Origin of the sequence: Larkinella insperata (assembly GCF_026248825.1) — a bacterium.
Classification (GTDB): domain Bacteria; phylum Bacteroidota; class Bacteroidia; order Cytophagales; family Spirosomataceae; genus Larkinella; species Larkinella insperata.
The window spans coordinates 4,504,795-4,526,658 of record NZ_CP110973.1 but is presented as its reverse complement, the minus strand read 5'-3'; the positions used below and the strand labels follow the sequence as shown (position 1 = coordinate 4,526,658).

The following is a 21,864-nucleotide window of genomic DNA, read 5'->3' as shown; positions in this document are numbered from 1 at the left end:
GCATGAACTCTCGCACCGGGCTTTTTCTGGCTTTATGTTTTGGCTACACGGTGGCCGTTGGCGCAACGGCAGGCCGAAAAATCGGGCGAAGCGAAAAGCCGTTGGTGGCCGATTCGAGCCAATCCGGGCCGGATCGACCGCCGAAAAAAGAAGCCATTCCGTTTTTGTACAGCCCGCAGGCCGCTCCGATGCCCCGGTTGCTGTTTGATTACTACCACCACAAAGGCCCCAGCACCAAGGTCGGCAATTACATGGTGACTGGCGCCTGGGTCAACATCAACGGTCGCTACGGCTGGGACGATTTTGTGCATACCAACACCTTCGACCCGGTGTTTGTGGCGCTGGAAAAAGAGTTTGCCATTTCGATGGCGCAGGAACCGTATTCCGAAGAAACTCTGGCCCAGAAAGAAGCCGTCATTATTGTCAACCCCGACAATCCCAAACTTGACTCAACGGCCAACCTTTTGACCGACGCCGAGATTACGATGCTCCGGCGGTACGTCGAGAAGGGGGGCAGTCTGATGGTCATGATCAACAGTGGGGGTGACGACCGGGCCGCCGAGGATTTCGAAGGGGTGCAACTCCGCAAGCTCGTCCGCAGTTTCGGCCTCGACTGGAACAGCGACGACACGCACTATTCCGACGTGGTGATCGGCGGAAACCATCCTTATTTCTACGATGTGCCCATTTTTCACTACGGTTCGGGCTGCACGCTCCGGATTCTGCCGGAAGCCCAGCAGCCGACGGTCCTGATGCAGGTCGCATCCGACGCCGGTTATCCCGACCGCAACGTGAAAGGCCCGGGAATCGTGATGACGCGGCCGGGCAAGGGAAAGTTTATTCTGGTCGGCGACAACGGCTCGTGGACCGGCAACATGTCGCGGCCCTGGGCGGAAAACGAACGGATTCTGAAGCAGTTGTTTCGGTATCTGAAACCCGACCAGGGCGTTAAAGCGCCCCAGCTACCGGCGGGTAAAACGTTCCAGTACGAGGTAACGGTGGCCGAATTGCAGGGCATTCCGGTAACCAATTCGCTCACCAAGATCGAGCACCCGCACTTCAAACTTTTTTCGCCCCGGCCCACAACCAACATGCCGTACCTGGAAGCAAGCGCCAGCCTTACGCTGAAGGTGGGCAAGCACGGTCCGGAAGAAGCTGCCCCGCTAACGGCCGAAGTCGACGGTTTTCGGTGGTTCGACGAAGCTCCGCACGCGAAACAGCAGATCAACTTTGTGGCTAGCCGGCAGGGAAAAGTGAGCCAGATTGACGCCAAAGGCCACGCGGCCCGGTGGCTGTCGCCGGACATTTCGATCCTGATTCCACTCCTGCCCGTCGATGGCATCCGTCCGGGCGACCGCTGGGAAAGCGAGGAAACCGTGCGGGTCCCGCTGTTTAACGGCACGGATCTGCCCGCGGTTAAACCAACCCCCATGTCCATGACGTACATCAGCGACACCCAACTGGACGGCCGGGCCTGCCGGCTGATTCGGGCCACGGGCGAGCTTTGGCTCAGTGACCTGGGCGTTCGGATGGAAGACCTGCTGCCCGACGAAGAAACCCGGCGGATGGGGGGACAACAGTACAAATTTTTCAACGAGCACGGCGGCAAGATTTTGTACAAACGCGAACAATGGGTGGACCGGCAAACCGGTACGGTGATCAAAGGTCGGGTGCAGACCCGCATTGTGGCCTGGATTCAGGACACCACCCGCACCGTGGGCAGCAGCAACGCCGTCAAGGACCAGCAGATGATTGTGTCGATGGCGCACATCACCACGTTCAACCTGAAGTAAGCCCCTAAAACCGGGTTAGTTCTCAGGGCGGCAACGTGGCGCTTATACAATTCTTCCAAAAAGGGCCGGGCGTTCGTTCGTCGGGGCTCATCTTCGAAAAAAAGTATTACAAATCGAAAGGAAAGTAGAAGAGCCGCAAAGAGCGTAAACCTACTTTTGTACAGGTTTGCAGTTGATGTTTACAACGAAAGTACCACGATCCTAAATCCGTACCCATGACCTTTAACACTCGCAAAAACTGGCTCTTTTTTCAACTGTCCGGCGCGGTTTCCGTTGCCATCATGTCGTTCGCGCCGGTTCGGCTTCCGGCTCCCGAAACGGGCGATTTGCCGGGCGTCCGGAAAGTGAAGGATCTGGTTATTTACCAGGACGAACGGTTTTATTCATCATTTCCTTCCATCATTAAGAAGCCCAACGGCGAGCTGCTGCTGGCTTTTCGGCGGGCACCGGATCGCAAAGTTTTCGGCGAGAAGGGATCGAGCCACGTCGACCCCAACAGCTACCTGGTGGCCGTCCGCTCGAAGGACGGGGAAAACTGGTCGAAAGAGCCGGAGCTGATTTATTCCCACGCGTTTGGCGGTTCGCAGGACCCGTGTCTGTTGCAACTGAAAAACGGCGACATTCTGTGCGCCAGTTACGGCTGGGCGTTTCTGCGTCCCGATGGGATGGAAAAGCTAAAAAAGCCGTATTTTGAAGCGGGAGGAGCTATTTTTCTGGGCGGCTACCTGGTGCGTTCTACCGACGGAGCCAAAACCTGGCAGGGGCCGATTTATCCGCTTCATATCAAACCCGAAATCAACTTCAGCGCTCTCGGCGAACCCATTACGGCCTACAACCGGGGGGCTTTGTACGAAGGCAAAAGCGGCCGGATCTACTGGGTGGTGGCCTCCAGCGATTCCAACTCGCCCAAGAAAACGTCCAACCACCTGATTGTGTCGGACGATAAGGGCCTGACGTGGAAGTACCAAAGCGTGGTGGCCATCGACGACAACGCTTCGTTCAACGAAACCTCCGTCTACGAAACGCCCAAGGGCGATATTGTGGCTTTTCTGCGAACGGCCAACCTGGACGATCAGGCCTGCATTGCCCGCTCAACGGACGGCGGCAAAAGCTTCAAGTGGGAGAAAATGGGGTTTCAGGGCCACCCGATGCAGGCGCTCCGACTGGCCGACAACCGGGTGTTGCTGGTTTACGGATACCGTCACAAACCGTTTGGCATCCGGGCGCGCATCCTGAACGCCGAATGTACGAATTTTGCCACCGCCCCCGAAATCGTTCTGCGTGAGGACGGCGGCAACACCGACATTGGTTATCCGTGGTCGGTGCAGCTGGACCGGAACCGGGTGCTGGTGGTCTATTATTTCAACCAGGACAACGGCACTAGACACATTGCCGGATCGATCCTGGAACTTAACTAACGATACGCACCGACCCAACCCTTCTATGAAAACCGACACGATTGCCCTCAAGCCGAAAGTCGCCCCCGTTCCCGCCCGGGCCTGGCTGGTCGTTGCGCTGCTCTGCGTGGTGGGCTGCCTTAACTACCTCGACCGCATCATGATCACGACCATGCGCGAGTCGATTAAGGCGGCTATTCCGATGACCGACGCGCAGTTTGGGTTGCTAACGGCGGTTTTTCTCTGGGTGTATGGCCTCCTGAGTCCCTACGCCGGTTTTCTGGCCGACCGTTTCAACCGCAGCCGGGTCATCATCGGCAGTCTGTTTGTCTGGTCGCTGGTCACCTGGCTGACGGCCCACGCTACCACCTTTGAGGAACTGCTGGCGACCCGGGCGCTGATGGGCATTAGTGAAGCCTGCTACATCCCGGCGGCCATGGCCCTGATTGTCGACTACCACCGGGGAAGTACCCGCTCGCTGGCGACAGGCATTCACATCGCCGGGGTAATGGTCGGGCAGAGTCTGGGTTTTCTGGGCGGTATGATTGCCGAGCAACGGGACTGGAGCGCGGCTTTCAGCGTTTTTGGGTTGGTGGGCATTTTCTACGCCGTGGTACTGGTTTTCTTCTTGCGCGACGCCCCCCGGCCGGTGGAGACTGAAACCGTGGTGGTCCAAACCGATACTCCGGTGCGGTTCGGGGAAGCCGTTCGGAACCTGTTCAGCAAACCGGCGTTCAGTCTGTTGCTGGTGTTCTGGGCCCTGCTGGGGGTGGTCGGTTGGCTGATTGTCGGCTGGTTGCCCACGTTTTACCAGGAGCATTTTCACCTGCCCCAATCGCAGGCCGGGCTGTACGCCACTGGCTATTTCCACACGGCCGCGCTGGTGGGCGTCCTGACCGGCGGGGCGCTCACTGACCGCGTGAGTCGGAACAACCCGCGGGGCCGGATTCTGGTCCCTGCCCTGGCGCTCTGCATTGCCGCCCCGGCTATTTTTATTGCCAGCACCACGAGCCTTCTGCCCGTTGCCATTATCGGTTTTATTTTTTACGCCTTCACGCGGGTGTTCAGCGATACCAACATGATGCCGATTTTGTGTATGATTGCTGACGAACGGTACCGGGCGACGGGCTACGGCATCCTGAATCTGGGCAGTTGCATCATTGGTGGTGTGGGCCTCTACGCCGGGGGAGCGCTGCGGGATGCCCAGGTTAGTTTCAGCCAGTTGTTCCAGGTCGCGACGGTGTTGCTGCTGATCTGCGCGGCCACGTTGTTCTGGCTCAAATCGCAAACGAATCTAAAGGCCGAAGATTAATCACCGATTCCTATGAAACCATTTCTGTTATTCCTACCCCTTCTTTTGTGTTGTTGGCGGTCAACCCGGGCGCAGGATGGTCTGTTTCCGGAGTACGTGCGCGTTACCAAAATCTGGGATGAGCCGCCCCACAGTGCCTTTACGGATCTGGTGCGGTTCAACGACGCCTTTTACTGCACCTTCCGCGAGGGGCTTACCCACGTGGACATGACCAACAGCGGCAAGGTGCGTATTCTCAAATCCAGCGACGGCAACGACTGGACCAGCGTCGCCCTGCTGGCCATTCCCGAAATCGACCTGCGCGACCCGAAACTAACCATTACGCCCGACCAGCGGCTCATGGTGACAATGGCCGGGGCGGTTTTCGGGCCAACGGGCGGGAAGGTGAAAGTGCAGCGGATTGCGCCGATGGTTTCTTTTTCGGACAAAAAAGGAACGAGCTTTTCGGCACCCCAGAAATCGACTCTGGACCCGGCTATTTCTCCTTCCAAGGATTGGATCTGGCGCACAACCTGGCACAACGGCACGGGCTACGCCATCGACTACCAGATTCAGACCGACGACAAATGGGTGGTGTACCTGCTGAAAACCAAAGACGGGATTCGCTACGACAAGGTTTCCGACCTCGCCGTGAGCGGTCGTCCGAATGAATCGACCATCCGGTTCGACAAAACCGGGAAGATGCTGGTGCTGATCCGCCGGGAAGCCGAGGACCAGATGGGCGTGCTGGCCGAAAGTCCGGCCCCGTACACCGACTGGACGTACCACAAGCTGACGATCCGGTTGGGCGGCCCCAACTTCCTGATCCGGGACGACGGCAAGCTGGTGATCGGCTCCCGGAATTACGAGTCGCCCCACAAAATGGCCCTGTTTCTGGCGGACCGGAGCGGAGCGATTACCCAAACGATTCCGTTTCCCAGCAGTGGCGATGCCAGCTATCCGGGGATGGTCATCCACCAGAATCAACTTTGGGTGTCGTATTATTCAACGCACGACGGCAAATCGGCCATTTACCTGGCGCAGGTTCCGCTTGACAAGCTTTGACTATGGTTCGGTACTTTCTTTCTCTTTTTCTCATGATTCATCTGGTAAATCCATCGCTATCGGCCCAACCCATTTCCGACGCCCTGCGGAATCAATGCCTTCAGGAACTCCGAACGGTGTTGAAAACAGAGCAGGAATGGGTTAAAGTGCACGCAGCCGAGTATCTGCTTTGGCTCGGTCAGCCCGCCGGGGTGCAGGACATTTACCAGAATGAACTGCGGAAGTTTGCCACCAAATCGCCGTACCGCATTGGCATCTGGCGGGTGCTGGCCCAGGCGGCTACCACCCCGCAGGAAAAGAAAAAATGGACGGACGCCATTGCCGAAGCGTTTAAAGATCCCAACGGTCCCGACCGCATCCATGCCGCCGAAACCCTGGCCAAGCTGGGTATTTCTCCGATCACCGTCGATGCCGAAGCCACCCGGAAAGCCCTCGCGGGCGACAACCCGGCGTTAGCCCTGTACACGCTGTGGGGCGCAACGCTAGCCGACCCCGAAACCCTACCCACCAACAGGCAAACGTTCCTGAACTTGGCCATCGACCCCACCGAAGAAGTCGCCCGGCGCAAACTGGGGGCATTCATCCTCCGGCGACTGGGTGGATTGAACTCCGCCGACTGGCAAAAAATAGCTCGTTCTGCCCTGAACGAGCCGCCTGCTGCGGGTGCCCGCCTGAGCCTGCTGCACACGGCGCTGGTGACCGCGCCCGGCCAGGCCACCGATTCGGAGGAGTATCATCAAGTCCGGACCCAACTGTTGGCGGCCCAGCATTCGCCGGCTACCGGCGACCAATTGGAACTGACGGCCGCCCTGGCCGAAAAAGGAACCCTGGCCGATGTACCGGTTCTGACGCCCCTGCTGAAGCACGAAAACGCCGATGTTCGCGCCGGGGCGGCTTACGCGATTTTAAAAATTGGGTCGAAGTAACAGCGACCTCTTGCAAACGACACACTTGTGGTTAGAATTGGAATCATTGGCATGAGTGCGGGCAACGCCCACCCGTACTCCTGGTCGGCCATCGTCAACGGCTTTTTCGACGCGGAGGAGATCAACCGGGTGGGCTTTCCGGGCGTATCGGCCTACCTGACGGCCAACCGCGATTTGCTGGGTATTCCGGGCGCGCGGGTTACGCACGTCTGGGCGCAGGACCGGACCATTTCGGAAAGCATCGCCAAAGCCGTGCGGGTTGAACACGTGGCGGACGAACTGACGGACCTGATTGGGCAGGTGGATGCGGTCATCCTGGCCCGCGACGATCCCGAACACCACGTGGCAATGGCCAGACCGTTCATCGAAGCGGGGGTGCCGCTTTTTATCGATAAACCACTGGCGAGCAACCTCGACGACCTGGGGTATTTCGCGGAGCAGGCTGCCCGCGGCAAGTTCATTATGTCGTGCTCGTCCATGCGGTACGCTACCGAACTCCGGGCCGTGAAGAACGAATTCGGGGCCCTCGGGAAGCTGCAACTGGCCACGGCCGTCGGTAAAAAAGACTGGATCAAGTACGGCGTTCACATGCTGGAAGGCTTGTTTATGCTCCTGGACGATCCGACGCCCGTTGCGGTGCGGCACGTTGGCCGCGAGGGCGGGGATGTGGTCCACCTGGAATTTGCCGACGGCTTTCAGGCAACCGTGCACCTGTTCATGGACATTGCCCTGACGTTTCAGATTTCGCTGTTTGGGAAAGAGGGCTGGCGGCTGATCGAAGTTAAAAACTGGTTTGGCATGTTTCGGGACAACCTGATTGAATTCATCCGATCCGTGGAGAAAAACAAGCCGCGGCTGGGGTTCGACAAAACCGAAGCGATCATCCGCACCCTGCTGGCGGCCCAGGAAAGCTTGTCTGAAGGCGGAAAAACTGTATCCCTGAAATCCTCCCATGACTGATCTATTTGCAACAACGTTCGGTCTGGCCGGAAAAGACATCTGGGTGATTGGCGGAGCGGGCTACCTGGGGCAGGCTACCGTTCGGCTGCTGGCCGCTGCGGGCGCGACGGTTCTCTGCGCCGACCTGGAAGACCGGGCGGGCGCGTTTGTCAATGCGTCTAAACTGACCTCCCAGGTTACCCCCGCTACGCTCGACATTCGGCAGGGCACGGCCATCCAGTCCTTCGTGAGCGAACAGCTGGCGACGCGGGGCGTTCCGCACGGCCTGGTCAATCTGGCCTTTGCTTCGACCGGAAAAAAGCTGGAGGAACTCACAGAGCAGGATTTTGATGAGGTAAACCACGGCGGACTGACGGCCACTTTCCTGCTGGCCCGGCAGGTGGGGCAGGAAATGGCCCAGTTGGGTCGGGGGAGTCTGGTGCTGTTTTCCAGCATGTACGGATCGGTTTCGCCCGACCCGGCCGCCTATGAAGCCCCCATGAACAAGAATCCGATTGAGTACGGCGTCGGCAAAGCCGGTATCATTCAGATGACCCGCTACCTGGCCGTGCACTGGGGGCGGCAGGGTGTGCGCTGCAACTGCATTTCGCCCGGCCCGTTTCCCAACCCGGCGGTGCAGCAAAACGAACCGGAATTTGTGGAGCGGCTGGCCCGGAAAACCCCGCTGGGGCGCGTTGGCCAGTCGCCGGAAATTGCCGGAACCGTTGCCTTTCTGCTCTCCGAAGCCGCTTCCTACGTGACCGGGCAGACTATCGCCGTCGATGGCGGTTGGACCAGCTGGTAACACGCACGTCAATGGCTTTGAGTCGATTAAACTTCTTCAGGTAACTAATTTCTTCTAACAATAAAGCCCGTCAGGATCCAGCTGACGGGCTTTTGTTCTAAAAAGACTTGGGCGCGGCTCAGGAATGCTCGGCGACGATTTCTTTTAAAAACTTCAGGAATGGGGCGGAAAACTCCTTACGTTTCAGAGCAAATTCAACCGTGGTTTTCAGGAAGTCCAGCTTGTTACCAATGTCATGCCGTTTGCCCTCAATGCGGTGCGAATAAATGTTTTCCCGCTTAAGCAGCAGCAACATGGCGTCCGTCAGCTGAATCTCGTTGTTTTTGCCTTTGGGCGTCTGTTCGATGGCGGCAAAAATATCGGGCGTCAGAATATACCGACCGGCAATGGCCAGGTTGGAGGGAGCCGCGTCGATGGCGGGTTTTTCAACCAGATTATTTAGCTCCATAATGCTGTCACTCAGCGTTGTGCCGCCAACAATACCGTACCGATTTACCTTGTCGGTCGGAACCTCTTCCACGGCGATAACCGTGCCGCGGTATTGATCATACGTATCGATTAACTGCTGCGTTACCGGTATCACCGAATCCATGATGGTATCGCCCAGCAAAACCGCAAACGGCTCATTGCCAACGTGGTGCCGCGCGTAATAAATGGCATCTCCCAACCCATTCAGTTCTTTCTGACGCACAAAATGAATATCGGCCATGTCCGATAACCGGCGCATCTCGAGCAGGAGCGCTTCGTCTTCCTTTTCTTCGAGTCGGGTTTCGAGTTCGTAGTTCCGGTCGAAGTGGTCTTCGATGGAGCGTTTGCCTTTGCCGGTGATAATCAAAATATCTTCAATACCCGAATCGACGGCTTCCTGCACCACGTACTGAATGGTGGGCATGTCGATGATCGGCAGCATTTCTTTGGGTTGCGCTTTGGTGGCCGGCAAAAAACGGGTTCCCAGACCGGCAGCGGGAATTACGGCTTTCTTGATCATAATTTTTAATGAGTGAATGAGCGAATGAGTGAAGCCTGATCTTCGATCTTATTCACTCACTCCTTTGCAATTAAACCACGTACGGTTTGATAACGCGGGCGTTGAGCTGCTTCATTTCGACGAACAGACGGTTGAGCATGTCGTCGTCTTTGTAGGTGCCGACAATGGCCCCGCCCGACCCGGCAAAGGAAGCTGATGCGCCGATGCGACGGGCGGCCGAGATCATTTCCAGGTTGCTTTCGCTGATGTTGTAAATCCGGGTGCGCAGGTCGAAGTTCTGGTTGACCAGGGCGTGTAATTCACTGGTGTCGTTGTTCAGCAGCGCTTCGCGGCCCTGGCGGGCTACGTCGGCAATCTCCTGCAACGTCCTGACGACCAGCTCCTCCCCTTTGTCCCAGCGCGAACGCACATCGTTGTGAATCCGGCCCGACTGTTTGCCCAGTGAAGTTTTGTAGGCAATGTACAATTTGGGCAGCAGCCGGGGGTCAACGGGTTCGTAGATGCCGTGGCCGCACCGTTCGATCTGCTCGCGGTCGAAGTTCATGTAAACGCAACCTTCGTAGCACTGAATCACCCGGTCCTGCAAGCCCGCCGTAATGCCCAGCTCTTCCGACTCGGTTTTCAGCACCAGCGTAGGCAGCTGCGGCAGCGGAATGTCGATCTGGTAGAACTTCATCAACGCCCGGAACGTGGCCACCACAATGGCGCTGGAGCCCGAAAGGCCCACCTGACGCGGTATGGACGTGCTGTAGCGGATGGTAAAGTTCCGGTTCGGAAGCCGAATACCGTGCTGGTCGCAGTATTCGCAGAACCGTTTGAGGGCGGCTTTGATGAGCGGTATTCCGCCGTGGTAGCCCAGCGAAGCCACGGCGTCACGCAGGTGATAAATGCTCCGAAACGAGTTGGTGTCCTGCGGTTGGGGCTCAATGTTCAGTTCCGGCGACTCGTACAGCGAGATTGATGCACCAAAATTTCGAACGGAGATTGAAATCGTTTTGCCGAAAAAACCGTCGGATGGATTACCCAGCAGCCCGGCGCGGGCGTAGGCGCGTGTTTCAATAATCAAGGGTTTGACTGATTGGTGGTAACGTAGTCGGCAAGTTAGGAGTTAAATAGCTATTGAACAATGAATAATGAATAAATGGCGCTTCCGACCCCCGGTTACAACACTTTAAAATCCAATTTGCCGCCCTCGCCCACTTCCTGGGCCTGCTTAAACCGCTGCGTTCCACCCCCCTGAAGTTCGACCTGACGAAGCCGGATTTTGCCGTTCAGAACCGTGAGCGACACCCGGTTTACGGCGCCCTCCGGGGCAACCGTGCACGTTCCCCAGGCCGACCCGTTTGACCAGAAGTACGTACCCGGTCGGGAAGTCAATGCCATTGATTCCGTGACGCCCGAATACCGAAACCCACTCCAGGCCAGCACGGCATTCCAGCTGGTCATCGAGCGGGCGTAGTGATGGCCGCACTCGGGTTCGTTGAACGGATTACGTTTGCGGCCATCGAAGCGGTCACGGATGCTTTTCAAGCATTTGAGCGCATTTTCGGTCTGGCCTTCGTAGAGCATTCCGACGGCGGCTGTGTATTCAAAACCGGTCATGGATTCGGCAAAATACGGAAACGGCACCTTCAAACGTCCCTTCGGCCAGCTCGCCATCAGCAGGCCCGCTTCGTCGCCCATGACGTAGGACCGCATGTTGTTAAAATGATCGGAGAAGTTGTCCAGGTAATTGTATTTCATCACGCTTTGCAGCGTTTTCTGAATGTTTTCCGGTTTGGCCAGGTAGCCCAGCCCCAGCATGTGCGCCATCATCTGCCCAACCAACTGATCCACCAGACAGCCTTTTCCCAACTGATAATCCGGTACGGCCACGTTCGGGTTGTTTTCCCAATCCAGAAAGGCAAACGTTTTCGGGTCGGTGATTTTGTGTTCGTAATATTCCCCGTTGAACAGATGCTGATCCATCCAGGCGCTGCCTTTCCGGTACAGGTCCAGGCACTTCTGGGCCAGCGCCTTGTCCTTCATGGCCGTTGCCATTTCGGCGGTGGCCTTCAGCGCGCCCAGGTACCAGAAGCCCATCTGCGGATTGGGTCCGAAATAATCCACGTCCATCGTGTTATGCTGCCGGCCTTCCATCACCCCATCCTGGTTTCCGTCCCAACCGCCCGGAATCCAGGCGTAGCTCATCACCCGTTTAACCGGCTCCCAATTTCTCCGCAGAAACTCCGGATTGCCCGACAGGTGCCAGTCGCGGTACAATTTCAAAACCGTTCCCATCTGCCCGTCGGCGGCCGCGTTGTTCCAGTCCTGCGCTTTCGACAGCGGCAGCATCACCCGAAAGCTCATCTTGCCGGTGTTGCTGGTTGCGTGATTAAATTCAATGTCGCGCATCGACTGCGACAAGTCCGCGAACAGAAACGCCGTGGCCTGTTCGTAATTCCAGACGTGCGTACACGAGCCGAAGCAGGACCCGTTCTCATCAAAAATGCCCTCCCACCCCATCAGGTGCCCGCTTGGAATCCGGAAAACCGTTTGCGAACGCAGCGTCGCCAGATTGAACAAAGCCGCTTCCTTGATCACATCCGGGTAGGTGCTTGCCAGAAAGGCGTTCACAAACTGAAGCGTTTTCTGCTCTAGCGCCGGTAATCGCGGGAGCGTCTTCGTCATTACCTCCCAGGCGTTGGCGTATTGGGTTGCGTAATAATTACCGACGGTGTGTTGCCCCGGCTGCAACGAAAACGACGACCAGGCCGGGCGGTTCGGAAAACTCCAGGTAATGAAAAACGAATAGGTCTGAGTCTGCCCCGGCGCAATGGTTTTCTGTACGGCCAGCGACGCCAGCGGGTCGTCGTCCACCAGTTTGTCTTGTTCCGTCAGCTGGCCGTCGGCGCTGAAATCGTCCCAGAAATCGAGCATGGCGTTTTCCCAGTCGTTGGAGCGTGAGGACGTGCGGTAGCTCACGCCGGACGGGCTGTTGGTTGTCAGGGCAAGGGTCCCCCAGGCCGGATCCTGCCGATCAACGCTGTCGGAGAACATATAGATTCCCCGGAAACCATCACCCGCCCGGTACCGGTTTTGGTTTTTTTTTGCGCCTAGTGGAATCACATCCCCTTTCCAGTCCTTGCGGCTTTGGCTGCCGTCTTTCCCAATAAAATTGCGCATCGATCCGCAAACCGATACCGTCAGCGGCTCCCGGCCGGTATTGGTTACTTCGTACGCCAGCACGGCCATCGGAATACCGCTCGCGTCGGCGTCGCCCGGCACGAACGGGTTAAAACCCTTGATTCTTACCCGCACCGGCATTTTCGGGTCCGACAGATTCACCTGCCCCAGCGGGTAAGCGGCCTCGAACGACGCATCGGTAAAACGCGGAAAGCCGTGCTGATTGACCGGTCGGCCTTCGTAGTGGAGGTATTCAGCGGGGTCGAGCGGGCCCAGCAGGGCCTTGGTCATTGGTTTCCCGTTGACGGGCCGGACGTTGATAGCAAAAAACGGCGCGTTGTTCCCAACCGTCACGGTACTGAACCCCTTGGCGGGTTTGTTCATGATCTCCCAGTCGCGCAGTTCGCCCCGGCCACCCAGCGAAACCGTGCCGGTGCCGATACCGCCCAGCGGCAGGGCAATATTGTAGAGGTGGTCTTTGTCGTAGTGCTTCAAAACGGGCCAAGGCGCGGGTTGCCACTGCGCCATAGCAAGCTGAGCCGCCAGCCGGAAGGCCAGGAGTACGCAAATGCAGGAACGAGTCATGGGTCAGGAAGTTAAGTCCTGACAAAGGTACGAAAGTGGTTCGATGGGAGAACGATTCGTTTCCAAGTTGGCACCCGGGAATTTACTCCGTCAGCAGATTATTTTCCGCACTGCGCACCCGCTCGAGCAGTTCTTTCGCCAAACGGTTTTCGGCCTGCAAGCGCCGGGAAATCTGCCGCATGAATTCGCTCAGGGCTTCCGGATCAGCCGGACCCGGTGCCTTTCCCATGTCAATAAACACGGCATTCAATGTAAACAATAAGTGTTGCAGACAGTCATCCACTTCCTGGGCCGTATCCGGGTCCTGAATTTTATCCCTCAACACATCCAGTTCGTGATAAAGATCAAACGATTCCTGAACGTGTTTACTCCACCTGGGATTGGACAAAGAATGAGCCTGAGAGCCGGACATAGCGTATTGAATCGACGTTTCCATTAGTTAGCGAGCCCGGTATAGAACAAACGTGAATTGAACGGGGCAAATTATAAAGTACATACGTAAGCCAGCTATTTCCTCAACAGCGGCCGGTTATCAGAGCTGGATTCCAACCAGTTCTTCCACGATCTTGAGCAACTCGCGCGGATGAAACGGTTTCGATAAATAAGCATCCGCGGCATAGGTAGCCGTCAGATTCTGATTTAGAATAGCCAGGTCGATGGAAACGGCCACGATCGCAATGGAGGGCCCCGGAAGCTTCCGGGCTTCCCGAATCACCTCTCCCCCATCCCCGCTGGGTAAGTGCATATCGGCTACCAGAACGTCGGGCTTGTGCTGTTGCAGGAGTTGAATGGCCTGCTGCACATCAGCGGCCTGGAAAACGGAATAACCGGCCTTTTGCAGCGCATCAACTATTATTTTCCGTTGCGAAGACTGGTCTTCGACAACCAATACTGACTTTTTCATTTAATGCGTAGGGAAAAGAGTCAATCCGAATTAATGAGCAATTCTAACTAGAAAATACTGCACAAATACCACGCCATTCGCTAAAGAATGTTTGTATACGGTTGCCAAAGACGGTTTTTCGTCGTTATGAATAGAAATTCATCGGAGGCTGACTCATTAGTAGTTACGAGCCGCCGGTTTCTTTTACTTATAATCCCAATCCGAAAAACACCATGCGCCCGTTTCTATCTCTTTCTATCGTTGGTCTGTTAAGTCTTGGAAGCCTGCTGACGACTTTTTTCCCGGCCTGCACGGTACGGTCCGACGGGGTCCATGCCGCCCCGGCACCGGCCAAAAAACGGGTGGTGTTCATTGCGGGAGGATGCAGCCACGGAGCGGGCGAACATGAGCACAAAGCGGGCTGTATGTTGCTGGCCAAACGGCTTAAACAAGCCGTTCCGGCCTTAGAAACCGAAGTTTTTGCGGGCTGGCCCACCACCCGGAACGCGTTCGATCAGGCCGCGGCCGTGGTCATTTACGGCGATGGCGGGGATAGCCACATGGTTCTCAAGCACCTTGAGTCGATGAATGACCTGATGAAAAAAGGCGTCGGACTGGTCTGCATTCACTACGCCGTTGAAGTTCCCAAGGGAATGGCAGGCAATTATTTTCTGGACTGGATCGGCGGTTATTTTGAAACCTACTGGTCGGTCAATCCGGTCTGGAACGCCGAGTACCGGAGTCTGCCCAAACACGCCATCACCACCGGCGTAAAGCCGTTTGCGACCAACGACGAATGGTATTACCACATGCGTTTCCGGAAGAATATGGAGGGCGTAACGCCCATCCTGACCACGGTTCCGCCCGCTTCCACATTGGAGCGGAAAGACGGTCCGCACGAAGGCAATCCGGCCGTCCGGGCCGAAGCAGGACAACCCCAGCACATGGCCTGGTGCCGGGAGCGGCCCGACGGCGGTCGGGGGTTTGGCATCACCGGCGGGCATTACCACCGCGTCTGGGCCGACGACAACGTCCGGAAGCTGGTTCTGAATGCCATCAGCTGGGTGGCCAAAGCCGAGGTTCCCGCGGGCGGCATCGACTCCTCCAAGCCCTCCCCGGAAGAAATGGGCCAAAATCTGTGTCCGCATTGAAGCCAGCGCCCCAGCCGCTACCCATTACGTAACCGATTCCTAACTCTTTACTTATGCGATTTTCTCTTTTCTGCACCCTTCTCGGCGGAGTTATGCTGACGGGTTTTATGGCACGGTCTCCGCAGAAAGCGGTTCCGCTTTTCGACGGCAAGACGTTCCGCGGCTGGGAGGGCGACACGCTGAAAACCTGGCGTATCGAAGACGGCGCGCTGGTGGGTGGCTCCCTGACCGAAACCGTACCGAAAAACGACTTTCTGTGTACGACGCGCGAATATGCCAACTTTGTGTTGCGCGTCAAATTCAAGCTGCTCGGAACCGACGGTTTTGTAAACACCGGCGTTCAGTTCCGGAGCAAGCGACTCACCAACCCCGCTCACGAAATGATTGGCTATCAGGCCGATCTGGGCGACGGATACTGGGCCAGTCTGTACGACGAATCACGCCGGAACAAAACCCTGATCAAGCCCGATTCGGCCCTGATCGCCAAAATCCTGAAGCGCAACGACTGGAATGATTACGAAGTCCGGGCCGAAAACCGGCGCATCCGGCTGTACCTCAACGGCAAACAAACCGTCGATTACACCGAACCGGACCAAACCATTCCGCAATCGGGGCTGATCGGTCTGCAGATTCACGGCGGGGGAAAAGCGCTGGTTTACTACAAAGACCTGATGCTGGAAGAACTGCGGTAAGTCTGGAAAATCCACCACCCGCCGGCATTGAGTCGGAATAACCCCGGATGTAATCCGGGGCTAGACCAGACTCAATGCCTTACGAAAGCCGGATGGTGTGTCGAAAGGGTGTAAAACCGGTCAGGTAGACCGTCGGGGAATCCATCGGCGGCAGGGCGCCCCGCAGCACGACGCCTTTGTGCAGCGCCTTTCCCGGCCCAAACGTGATGGTATCTTTCCCGGCCGTGTAGGAACCGGATTCCCCACTCAACAGGTGGGCGTTGGCGCGGGTGGGATGTTTGGTTACCCCCGCCAGCGTACCGCCCGGACGGAAAATCAGTTCCAGCGACACCGGCACGTTATCAGTTCCGGTGATCTCAATCTGAGCCTCCATCCCACTGCTGGTTTCGCGAATGATCACCTTGGCTTCGTATTGCTGAATTTCGGTTTGCTTCCGCTTCGACTGGGGCATTTTCTCCCAATCGCCCGCCGGATCAATTTCGTTGCGGGCAATCGGCTGGTAATACGGCCCGGACAGCGACTGCGTCAACACCCAGCCATTTTCCTGCTGCTCGATTTTGTCCGTCTGAAATTGCCCTTTCCCGAAAAACGAAGCCGACAGCCGAACGCCCTGCAACACGGCTTCGCCCTTCGAAAACGTCATCCAGACCGGGTTAGCTTTCAGAATGGTACTGTCCCAGTTGCCGCGCCGAATCCGGACCAGGCCCGAATGCGGATACGATTTGACGTAATGAGTCGGCAACGGTTTGCTCGGCGGCAGCTCGTTCCAGAGGGCCGAATCGTCCAGGTAATAATCGAGAAAGTAAACGCCCTTGAGCAGAACGGTTTTCTCGATCTGCCGGCACAGCGCGGCCAACTCGCCGTTCTGGTCCCGCAAAGCCATGTAGCGCGCCGGGTAGTAGTAGCCCTCCAGCGTACCGATGCCGGCTTTGTCCTGCCGCCCGGACGCTTCCGAAACCACCTCCCCGTTCGGGTGAATGTAGTAGAGCGTCATGGCCAGGTTTCGGCGCACAAACTCCAGCAGTTCGGGCTTGTTCATTCCCCGCGCAATCGTGATCAGCAGGCGGTCGGTCAGGGGCGAGTAGATCAGCGTGCTCCGCTCGTTGTACTGCCCGTCCTCATCCATGTCAATGTGTTCGCCCAGCCACTGTTCAACGCGGTTTACGTAGCGCTTGTCGGGCCAGAGCGCATTCAGTTTCGTCAGGGCCGCCGACACCACCCAGCGGTGATTCGGGGTGTGAATACCGCCCACCGTCAGGGCCTCGCCCGCCCGTTGCAGAAACGTTTTGAGGTTGGGCAAAACTGTCTCCAGCCCCGGCGTTCCGGAGCGGTTCAGCAGGCTATACGCCGTCGATAACCGCTTGACGAGAAAACCAGTATCCGGCGTCGAATGAAAATTGGTCGATGGCAGGTCAATGGTGCCGTCCGAATGCTGAATCTTGAGCAAATACTGCACCGCCAGCGCCGTTTCGTTGAGCAGTTCTTTCGAGCGGTAATACGACGATTCGGGGCAGGAAATGGCACAGGCGCACCGCCGGACAAAATCGCCGGTCGATTGAGCGTTCGGGATATCTTCGCCGTCTTTTACTCCGCCAAACGCCGGGTGGCCGGACTCCTTGACCCGGTACGCCCGGACTTGTCCGATCTGCTCATCGTTGGCCTTGATCACCTCCACCAGCCAGCCGGGCTTGGCTTTGGGGGCAAAGGAACGGGCCAGGCTGAGCGTTGTCAAGGTGGGCAGACCGCTCAGCGAAACCGTTCCGATGCGCACGAATGTTCTCCGATCCATCTATACTTTCTTCGGATCAGGGTGAACCCAGGGTTTGCGGTATTCGCGGGCCAGTTTCGCGGTGGCTTCCTTGTCGCCAACGACCTCGCGTTTCTGCGGGTCGTAGACCATCGGCCGCTTGAGTTCCATGGAAAGGTTGGCCAATATGCAGCTCGCCGTTGAGATGTGACCCTGCTCAATGTCGGCAACCGGGCGGCTGTTTTTCTCGATGGCGGCCAGAAAATCGAGCATGTGCAGGCGCGTGGCCGGGGCTGCGTTCAGTTCGATGCGTTCTTCGGTGTTGTCTTCCGGGTATTTTTCTTTTTCGTAGACCACATCCTTGTGAATTTTCTCGCCTTTGCCCTGCGGAATGAAGTCGTAGGCCATTGTGCTGGCCCAGAGCGTTCCCTTATCACCGTAGAGCGTAAACGACCACGGATACTCCGGGTTGTTGGGCGTTCCCCAGGTACGGTGCTGCCAGACGCAGTTCAGTTCGGGGTATTCAAAAACCGCCGACTGCGTATCGGAAATGTTGGATTTCCCTTCTTTCTGCACGTAAATACCGCCTTCGGAACTGATGCGCTGCGGCCAGCCGAGTTTAAGCATCCAGCGCACGGTATCGAACATGTGAATGCACATATCGCCCATAATTCCGTTGCCGTATTCCTTGAAAGTGCGCCACCAGCGGATGTGCGGCAACCCGTCGTAGGGCCGCAGCGGGGCCGGGCCGGTCCACATTTCGTAATCCAGGAACGCCGGAACCGGTTCGGTCGGCGGATTGCCGTTGGCCCGCATGTGGAAATAACAGCACATCTCAACGTGCGAGACTTTGCCCAGCAACCCCGCATCGACAATGTTCTTTTTGGCGTCGATCAGGTGCGGAGTGCTTTTGCGCTGCGTACCGACCTGCACCACTTTGTTGTATTTTCGGGCAGCCGCAACCATCGCTTCGCCTTCCATTACGTCAACGCTGATGGGTTTCTGCACATACACGTGCGCCCCGGCTTTCAACGCGTCGATGGTCTGCAGCGCGTGCCAGTGGTCGGGGGTTCCGATCAGGACGATATCCAGTTTGTTTTCTGCTAATAGTTTCCGGTAGTCGCCGTAAAGTTTGGGTACTTTGCCGGATTTCTGCCGCTGGCTGACCAGTTTTCCCGCGGCCTCCAGCATGTTTTTGTCGACATCACAAAGGGCCACAACGTCAACGGGAGCCACCTGAATAAGCCGGAACAAATCACTTTTGCCGTACCAGCCGGTTCCGATCAGAGCGACGCGCCAGGTCTTTCCCTGGTGCAGCATGTCCATGCCCTGGGCTCCAAATGCCGAGAGCGCCAGCGATGCCGTGGCGCCCTGCAGAAACTGACGGCGGTTAATATTAAAAAGATCCATTTACGTGTAGGTTTCGGACGGTAGACGCCGGGGTTTTAGATGATGTATAGACCAACTTACCCCGAAAAGTACGAAACTTTGAAAAACTACCAACGGCGAAAAAAGTAACTTTTTCTGGCTAGGTTACAATTTGACGGGTAGACATCCGCCCGAAGCCGGTTTAGAGTAAAAAGACCGAAACCTATTCCGACCCCAACCATGAAAACTTTCCTGAAAATCAGCGCTGCCCTGATCTTCCTCGGCAGTTCCGCAGCCGCGCAGGTCGATCACCTGGGCGCGCAAGTTACCCTGCCCGACCACCCCCGCATTTTGCTGCTCAAGGACGAAGAGGCCCCCATCAAACGCACCATCGAAGCCGATCAAGCGTGGGCCAAACTCCACGGGGTTATCCTGGCCGAATGCGATGCCCTGATGGACGTGGCCCCAATCGAACGCATTCAGATCGGACGACGCCTGCTGGGAAAATCCCGCGAGGGCCTGCGCCGACTGTTTTTTCTCAGCTACGGTTGGCGCATGACCCGGCAGGAAAATTACCTCCGCCGGGCGGAAAAGGAACTGCTGGCGATCTCGGCCTTCAGCGACTGGAACCCGTCGCACTTCCTGGACGTGGGCGAAATGACGATGGCCGTGGCGCTGGGTTACGACTGGCTGTACGACGGTTTACCCGAATCGTCGCGATCGGCCATCAAGGCGGCTATTCTCAAAAAAGGCATTGAACCCTCGCTCGACCCGAAGTACAATAGCTGGCTGAAAACGACCAACAACTGGAATCAGGTCTGCAATGCCGGTATGGTGTACGGGGCCCTGGCCATTTTTGAAGATCAGCCGGAACTGGGCAAGAAAATCGTCAACCGGGCCCTCGAATCGGTGGTTATTTCGATGGACGAATACAGCCCGGACGGGGCCTACCCCGAAGGCTACAGTTACTGGGGTTACGGCACAAGCTTCAACGTAATGCTCATTGGTGCGTTGGAGAAAGCATTCGGCAAGGATTTCGGCTTGTCGGCCCGGCCGGGTTTTCTGAAAACCGCGGGGTATCTGGAAAACATGACCGGCCCCTCCGGCCTTTCATTTAATTACTCCGATGCCGGGAGCGGGGTCGGTCTTGAACCGGCCATGTTCTGGTTTGCCGCCCGCCAGAGAGACCCCTCACTGCTCTGGGTAGAACGCCGTCACCTGCTGAACGATGACGCCCAGCGGTTGGTCAAAAACCGGTTGCTGCCCGCGACCATGCTCTGGAGCGCCGGAGTGAGCACCACCGCCATGACGGCTCCAACGTCGTTGATGTGGACCGGCGGAGGCAAAACGCCGGTGGCGCTGATGCGGTCGTCCTGGACCGATCCGGCGGCTGTGTACGTGGGCATGAAAGGCGGAAGTCCGTCGACCAGTCACGCCCACATGGACGTGGGCTCGTTTGTGATGGAATCCGACGGGGTGCGATGGGCGATGGATTTCGGAATGCAGGACTACGAATCGCTCGAATCCAAGAAAGTGGATTTGTGGAACCGCAACCAGGACTCGCAGCGCTGGCGGGTGTTTCGGTACAACAACTTTGTGCATAACACCCTGACGATTAATAACGCGCTGCAGGTAGTCAACGGCAAAGCGCCCCTCACGGCGGTTTCCAAAGCGCCCAACTTCATGCATGCCGTGACGGACCTGACCGAACTCTACGCGGAATCCGTGCAGAAAGCTGTGCGGGGTGTTGCGCTGGTGGACAAAAGCTACGTGGTGGTTCGGGATGAGCTCGAAAACAAACCCGCCGAAACCACCGTGCGCTGGACTCTGCTGACCCCGGCAACGGTAAAAATCGTTGGCAACAACAAAGCAGAACTGACCAAAGACGGCAAAAAGCTGGTGCTGGAAGTGCGCGAACCGGCCAATGTGGTTCTGAAAACCTGGACGACCGAACCCGCCAACGAATACGACGCCCCCAATCCCGGCACGGTTCGCGTCGGCTTCGAAGTACCGGTTGCGGCCGGGGCCAAAACCGCCCTGACGGTTCTGCTCCTTCCGCCCAAAGCCGAAAAGATCAATAAGAAAACCGTTGAACCGCTGGCAAAGTGGCCGCGGTGATCCTGAAAAGTACGGTTTCCGGCCTGCATCGAACCAGCCCCGAACACGGGTGCTACAGGCTGGAAACCGTATTCTCATAAACTGTTTCTCCGCCAGGCAGTTATTGAAAATAAACCATCCCTTAACAATTCGTCCCCATGAAAATTGCCGGATTTCTGCTGCTGGTCTTGCTTACAATCGGATGCAAAAACGAGAATCCCCCCAAAGCCCTCAAAGAAGTGGCCGTTCGGAAAGACGGAACCGACGGTCTGGTTGTCTCGGTAGCCCTGGTGGACGAGAATGGCAAACCAACCAGCGGCACCGGCCTGCTGCTGGTGCAGGTCCAGGGAATTTCCCCGCAGGACACGGTTTTTACGGTGACCGAGATGGACACGGCCTTAACCGAAGCCAGCTTCCGCCCGCTGCTGTTTGGAGCCGGTTCGCTTGAGAAAAAGATGCTGGGTTTCGAAACAAGCCGCATCCTTTACCAGACCGAAACCTACCGCAAAACCAATAAAAAAGGTCTCCTGCTGGTTTCGTTTAAACCGGAAGGCGGCCCGGTGCTGCGGCAAACCGTGACCTACGAACTTTAGTGTTCTAAGTAAATTCTAAGGCTATCTTTAAATCGGATTAAGGAGTGGAGTGCAGTTTTGGGGGTGAAACAACCCCAGGAATCATGACTGTCCTACTGCCTTTTCTTCGCTCTTTTCATACCCGTTCGGCCCGGTTTGCCACTTTCTATAACCAGTCTGGAAAACCGTCGCGAAAAAGCCCCCAACCCGCCCGCCCGGATTGGCTGGTCATCCTCACGTTTGTTATGATTGCGTTAACGATTTTATTCAGTTAAGGACGCCAATGGCAGCGTAACCAAAGCGGGAATGCTGCGTTTGCTTTGCGCGCCCACCTCTTCCAATCGATCCCTTCCGTAAAGGGTGCGGTGCGTCCTGAAAAAACGAATAGAATTTATTCCAT

Annotated in this window: 19 protein-coding genes; 12 read left to right on the top strand and 7 right to left on the bottom strand. The window is 56.9% G+C overall.

What is annotated here, in order from left to right; genetic code table 11:
• Positions 1 to 2 precede the first annotated feature (2 nt).
• From OQ371_RS18360 to OQ371_RS18330, 7 genes are all read left to right on the top strand, one after another.
• Entirely contained in the window at positions 3 to 1,793 is a 1,791-nt protein-coding gene (locus OQ371_RS18360) for a hypothetical protein (protein WP_265989681.1), read from the top strand.
• Positions 1,794 to 2,008: 215 nt separating this feature from the next.
• Entirely contained in the window at positions 2,009 to 3,211 is a 1,203-nt protein-coding gene (locus tag OQ371_RS18355) for a sialidase family protein (protein WP_265989680.1), read from the top strand.
• Between the two features lie 25 nt (positions 3,212 to 3,236).
• Complete coding sequence (locus OQ371_RS18350) at positions 3,237 to 4,502, top strand: MFS transporter (RefSeq protein ID WP_265989679.1); 1,266 nt, start codon at positions 3,237 to 3,239, stop codon at positions 4,500 to 4,502.
• A gap of 12 nt (positions 4,503 to 4,514) precedes the next feature.
• Positions 4,515 to 5,546 carry a hypothetical protein gene (locus OQ371_RS18345; protein ID WP_265989678.1) on the top strand — a complete coding sequence of 344 codons (1,032 nt, stop codon included), beginning with the start codon at positions 4,515 to 4,517 and terminating at the stop codon, positions 5,544 to 5,546.
• A gap of 32 nt (positions 5,547 to 5,578) precedes the next feature.
• Positions 5,579 to 6,472 carry a type 2 periplasmic-binding domain-containing protein gene (locus OQ371_RS18340; RefSeq protein WP_265989677.1) on the top strand — a complete coding sequence of 298 codons (894 nt, stop codon included), beginning with the start codon at positions 5,579 to 5,581 and terminating at the stop codon, positions 6,470 to 6,472.
• Positions 6,473 to 6,499: 27 nt separating this feature from the next.
• Positions 6,500 to 7,432, top strand: coding sequence for a Gfo/Idh/MocA family protein (locus tag OQ371_RS18335; RefSeq protein ID WP_265989676.1), 933 nt, complete (start codon positions 6,500 to 6,502; stop codon positions 7,430 to 7,432).
• The gene (locus tag OQ371_RS18330; RefSeq protein WP_265989675.1) at positions 7,425 to 8,216 is read left to right on the top strand and encodes an SDR family oxidoreductase; all 792 of its coding nucleotides are present in this window, start codon (positions 7,425 to 7,427) and stop codon (positions 8,214 to 8,216) included. The genes OQ371_RS18335 and OQ371_RS18330 overlap by 8 nt, the downstream gene beginning before the upstream one ends.
• A 118-nt stretch (positions 8,217 to 8,334) precedes the next feature.
• On the opposite strand, the gene galU is transcribed toward OQ371_RS18330, so the two are convergent.
• From galU to OQ371_RS18305, 5 genes are all read right to left on the bottom strand, one after another.
• Positions 8,335 to 9,204, bottom strand: coding sequence for a UTP--glucose-1-phosphate uridylyltransferase GalU (gene galU / locus OQ371_RS18325; RefSeq protein ID WP_265989673.1), 870 nt, complete (start codon positions 9,202 to 9,204; stop codon positions 8,335 to 8,337).
• Positions 9,205 to 9,274: 70 nt separating this feature from the next.
• The gene (locus OQ371_RS18320) at positions 9,275 to 10,270 is read right to left on the bottom strand and encodes a mevalonate kinase family protein (protein ID WP_265989671.1); all 996 of its coding nucleotides are present in this window, start codon (positions 10,268 to 10,270) and stop codon (positions 9,275 to 9,277) included.
• A 95-nt stretch (positions 10,271 to 10,365) separates the two neighbouring features.
• The gene (locus OQ371_RS18315; protein ID WP_265989669.1) at positions 10,366 to 12,954 is read right to left on the bottom strand and encodes a GH116 family glycosyl-hydrolase; all 2,589 of its coding nucleotides are present in this window, start codon (positions 12,952 to 12,954) and stop codon (positions 10,366 to 10,368) included.
• An 82-nt stretch (positions 12,955 to 13,036) separates the two neighbouring features.
• Positions 13,037 to 13,390, bottom strand: coding sequence for a hypothetical protein (locus OQ371_RS18310; protein ID WP_265989667.1), 354 nt, complete (start codon positions 13,388 to 13,390; stop codon positions 13,037 to 13,039).
• A gap of 96 nt (positions 13,391 to 13,486) precedes the next feature.
• Entirely contained in the window at positions 13,487 to 13,858 is a 372-nt protein-coding gene (locus tag OQ371_RS18305) for a response regulator (RefSeq protein ID WP_265989665.1), read from the bottom strand.
• Between the two features lie 212 nt (positions 13,859 to 14,070).
• Here OQ371_RS18305 and OQ371_RS18300 point away from each other — a divergent pair, with 212 nt between their 5' ends.
• Entirely contained in the window at positions 14,071 to 14,988 is a 918-nt protein-coding gene (locus OQ371_RS18300) for a ThuA domain-containing protein (protein ID WP_265989664.1), read from the top strand.
• Positions 14,989 to 15,041: 53 nt separating this feature from the next.
• Positions 15,042 to 15,680 (top strand): 3-keto-disaccharide hydrolase, encoded by a 639-nt coding sequence (locus OQ371_RS18295; RefSeq protein ID WP_374761421.1) that lies wholly within the window; start codon positions 15,042 to 15,044, stop codon positions 15,678 to 15,680.
• Positions 15,681 to 15,759: 79 nt separating this feature from the next.
• Here OQ371_RS18295 and OQ371_RS18290 read toward each other — a convergent pair whose 3' ends face one another.
• Both OQ371_RS18290 and OQ371_RS18285 read right to left on the bottom strand, forming a co-directional pair.
• Positions 15,760 to 17,469 (bottom strand): hypothetical protein, encoded by a 1,710-nt coding sequence (locus OQ371_RS18290; RefSeq protein WP_265989662.1) that lies wholly within the window; start codon positions 17,467 to 17,469, stop codon positions 15,760 to 15,762.
• Positions 17,470 to 18,837, bottom strand: a complete 1,368-nt coding sequence (locus tag OQ371_RS18285) for a Gfo/Idh/MocA family protein (protein WP_265989660.1) — start codon at positions 18,835 to 18,837, stop codon at positions 17,470 to 17,472.
• Between the two features lie 198 nt (positions 18,838 to 19,035).
• On the opposite strand from OQ371_RS18285, the gene OQ371_RS18280 reads away from it, so the two are divergent.
• The 3 genes from OQ371_RS18280 to OQ371_RS18270 all read left to right on the top strand — a co-directional run bounded on the left by OQ371_RS18280 (position 19,036) and on the right by OQ371_RS18270 (position 21,739).
• Positions 19,036 to 20,913 (top strand): heparinase II/III domain-containing protein, encoded by a 1,878-nt coding sequence (locus tag OQ371_RS18280; protein ID WP_265989659.1) that lies wholly within the window; start codon positions 19,036 to 19,038, stop codon positions 20,911 to 20,913.
• Positions 20,914 to 21,050: 137 nt separating this feature from the next.
• Positions 21,051 to 21,485 carry a hypothetical protein gene (locus tag OQ371_RS18275; protein WP_265989657.1) on the top strand — a complete coding sequence of 145 codons (435 nt, stop codon included), beginning with the start codon at positions 21,051 to 21,053 and terminating at the stop codon, positions 21,483 to 21,485.
• An 83-nt stretch (positions 21,486 to 21,568) separates the two neighbouring features.
• Positions 21,569 to 21,739 (top strand): hypothetical protein, encoded by a 171-nt coding sequence (locus OQ371_RS18270; RefSeq protein ID WP_265989655.1) that lies wholly within the window; start codon positions 21,569 to 21,571, stop codon positions 21,737 to 21,739.
• The last annotated feature ends 125 nt before the right edge of the window (positions 21,740 to 21,864 follow it).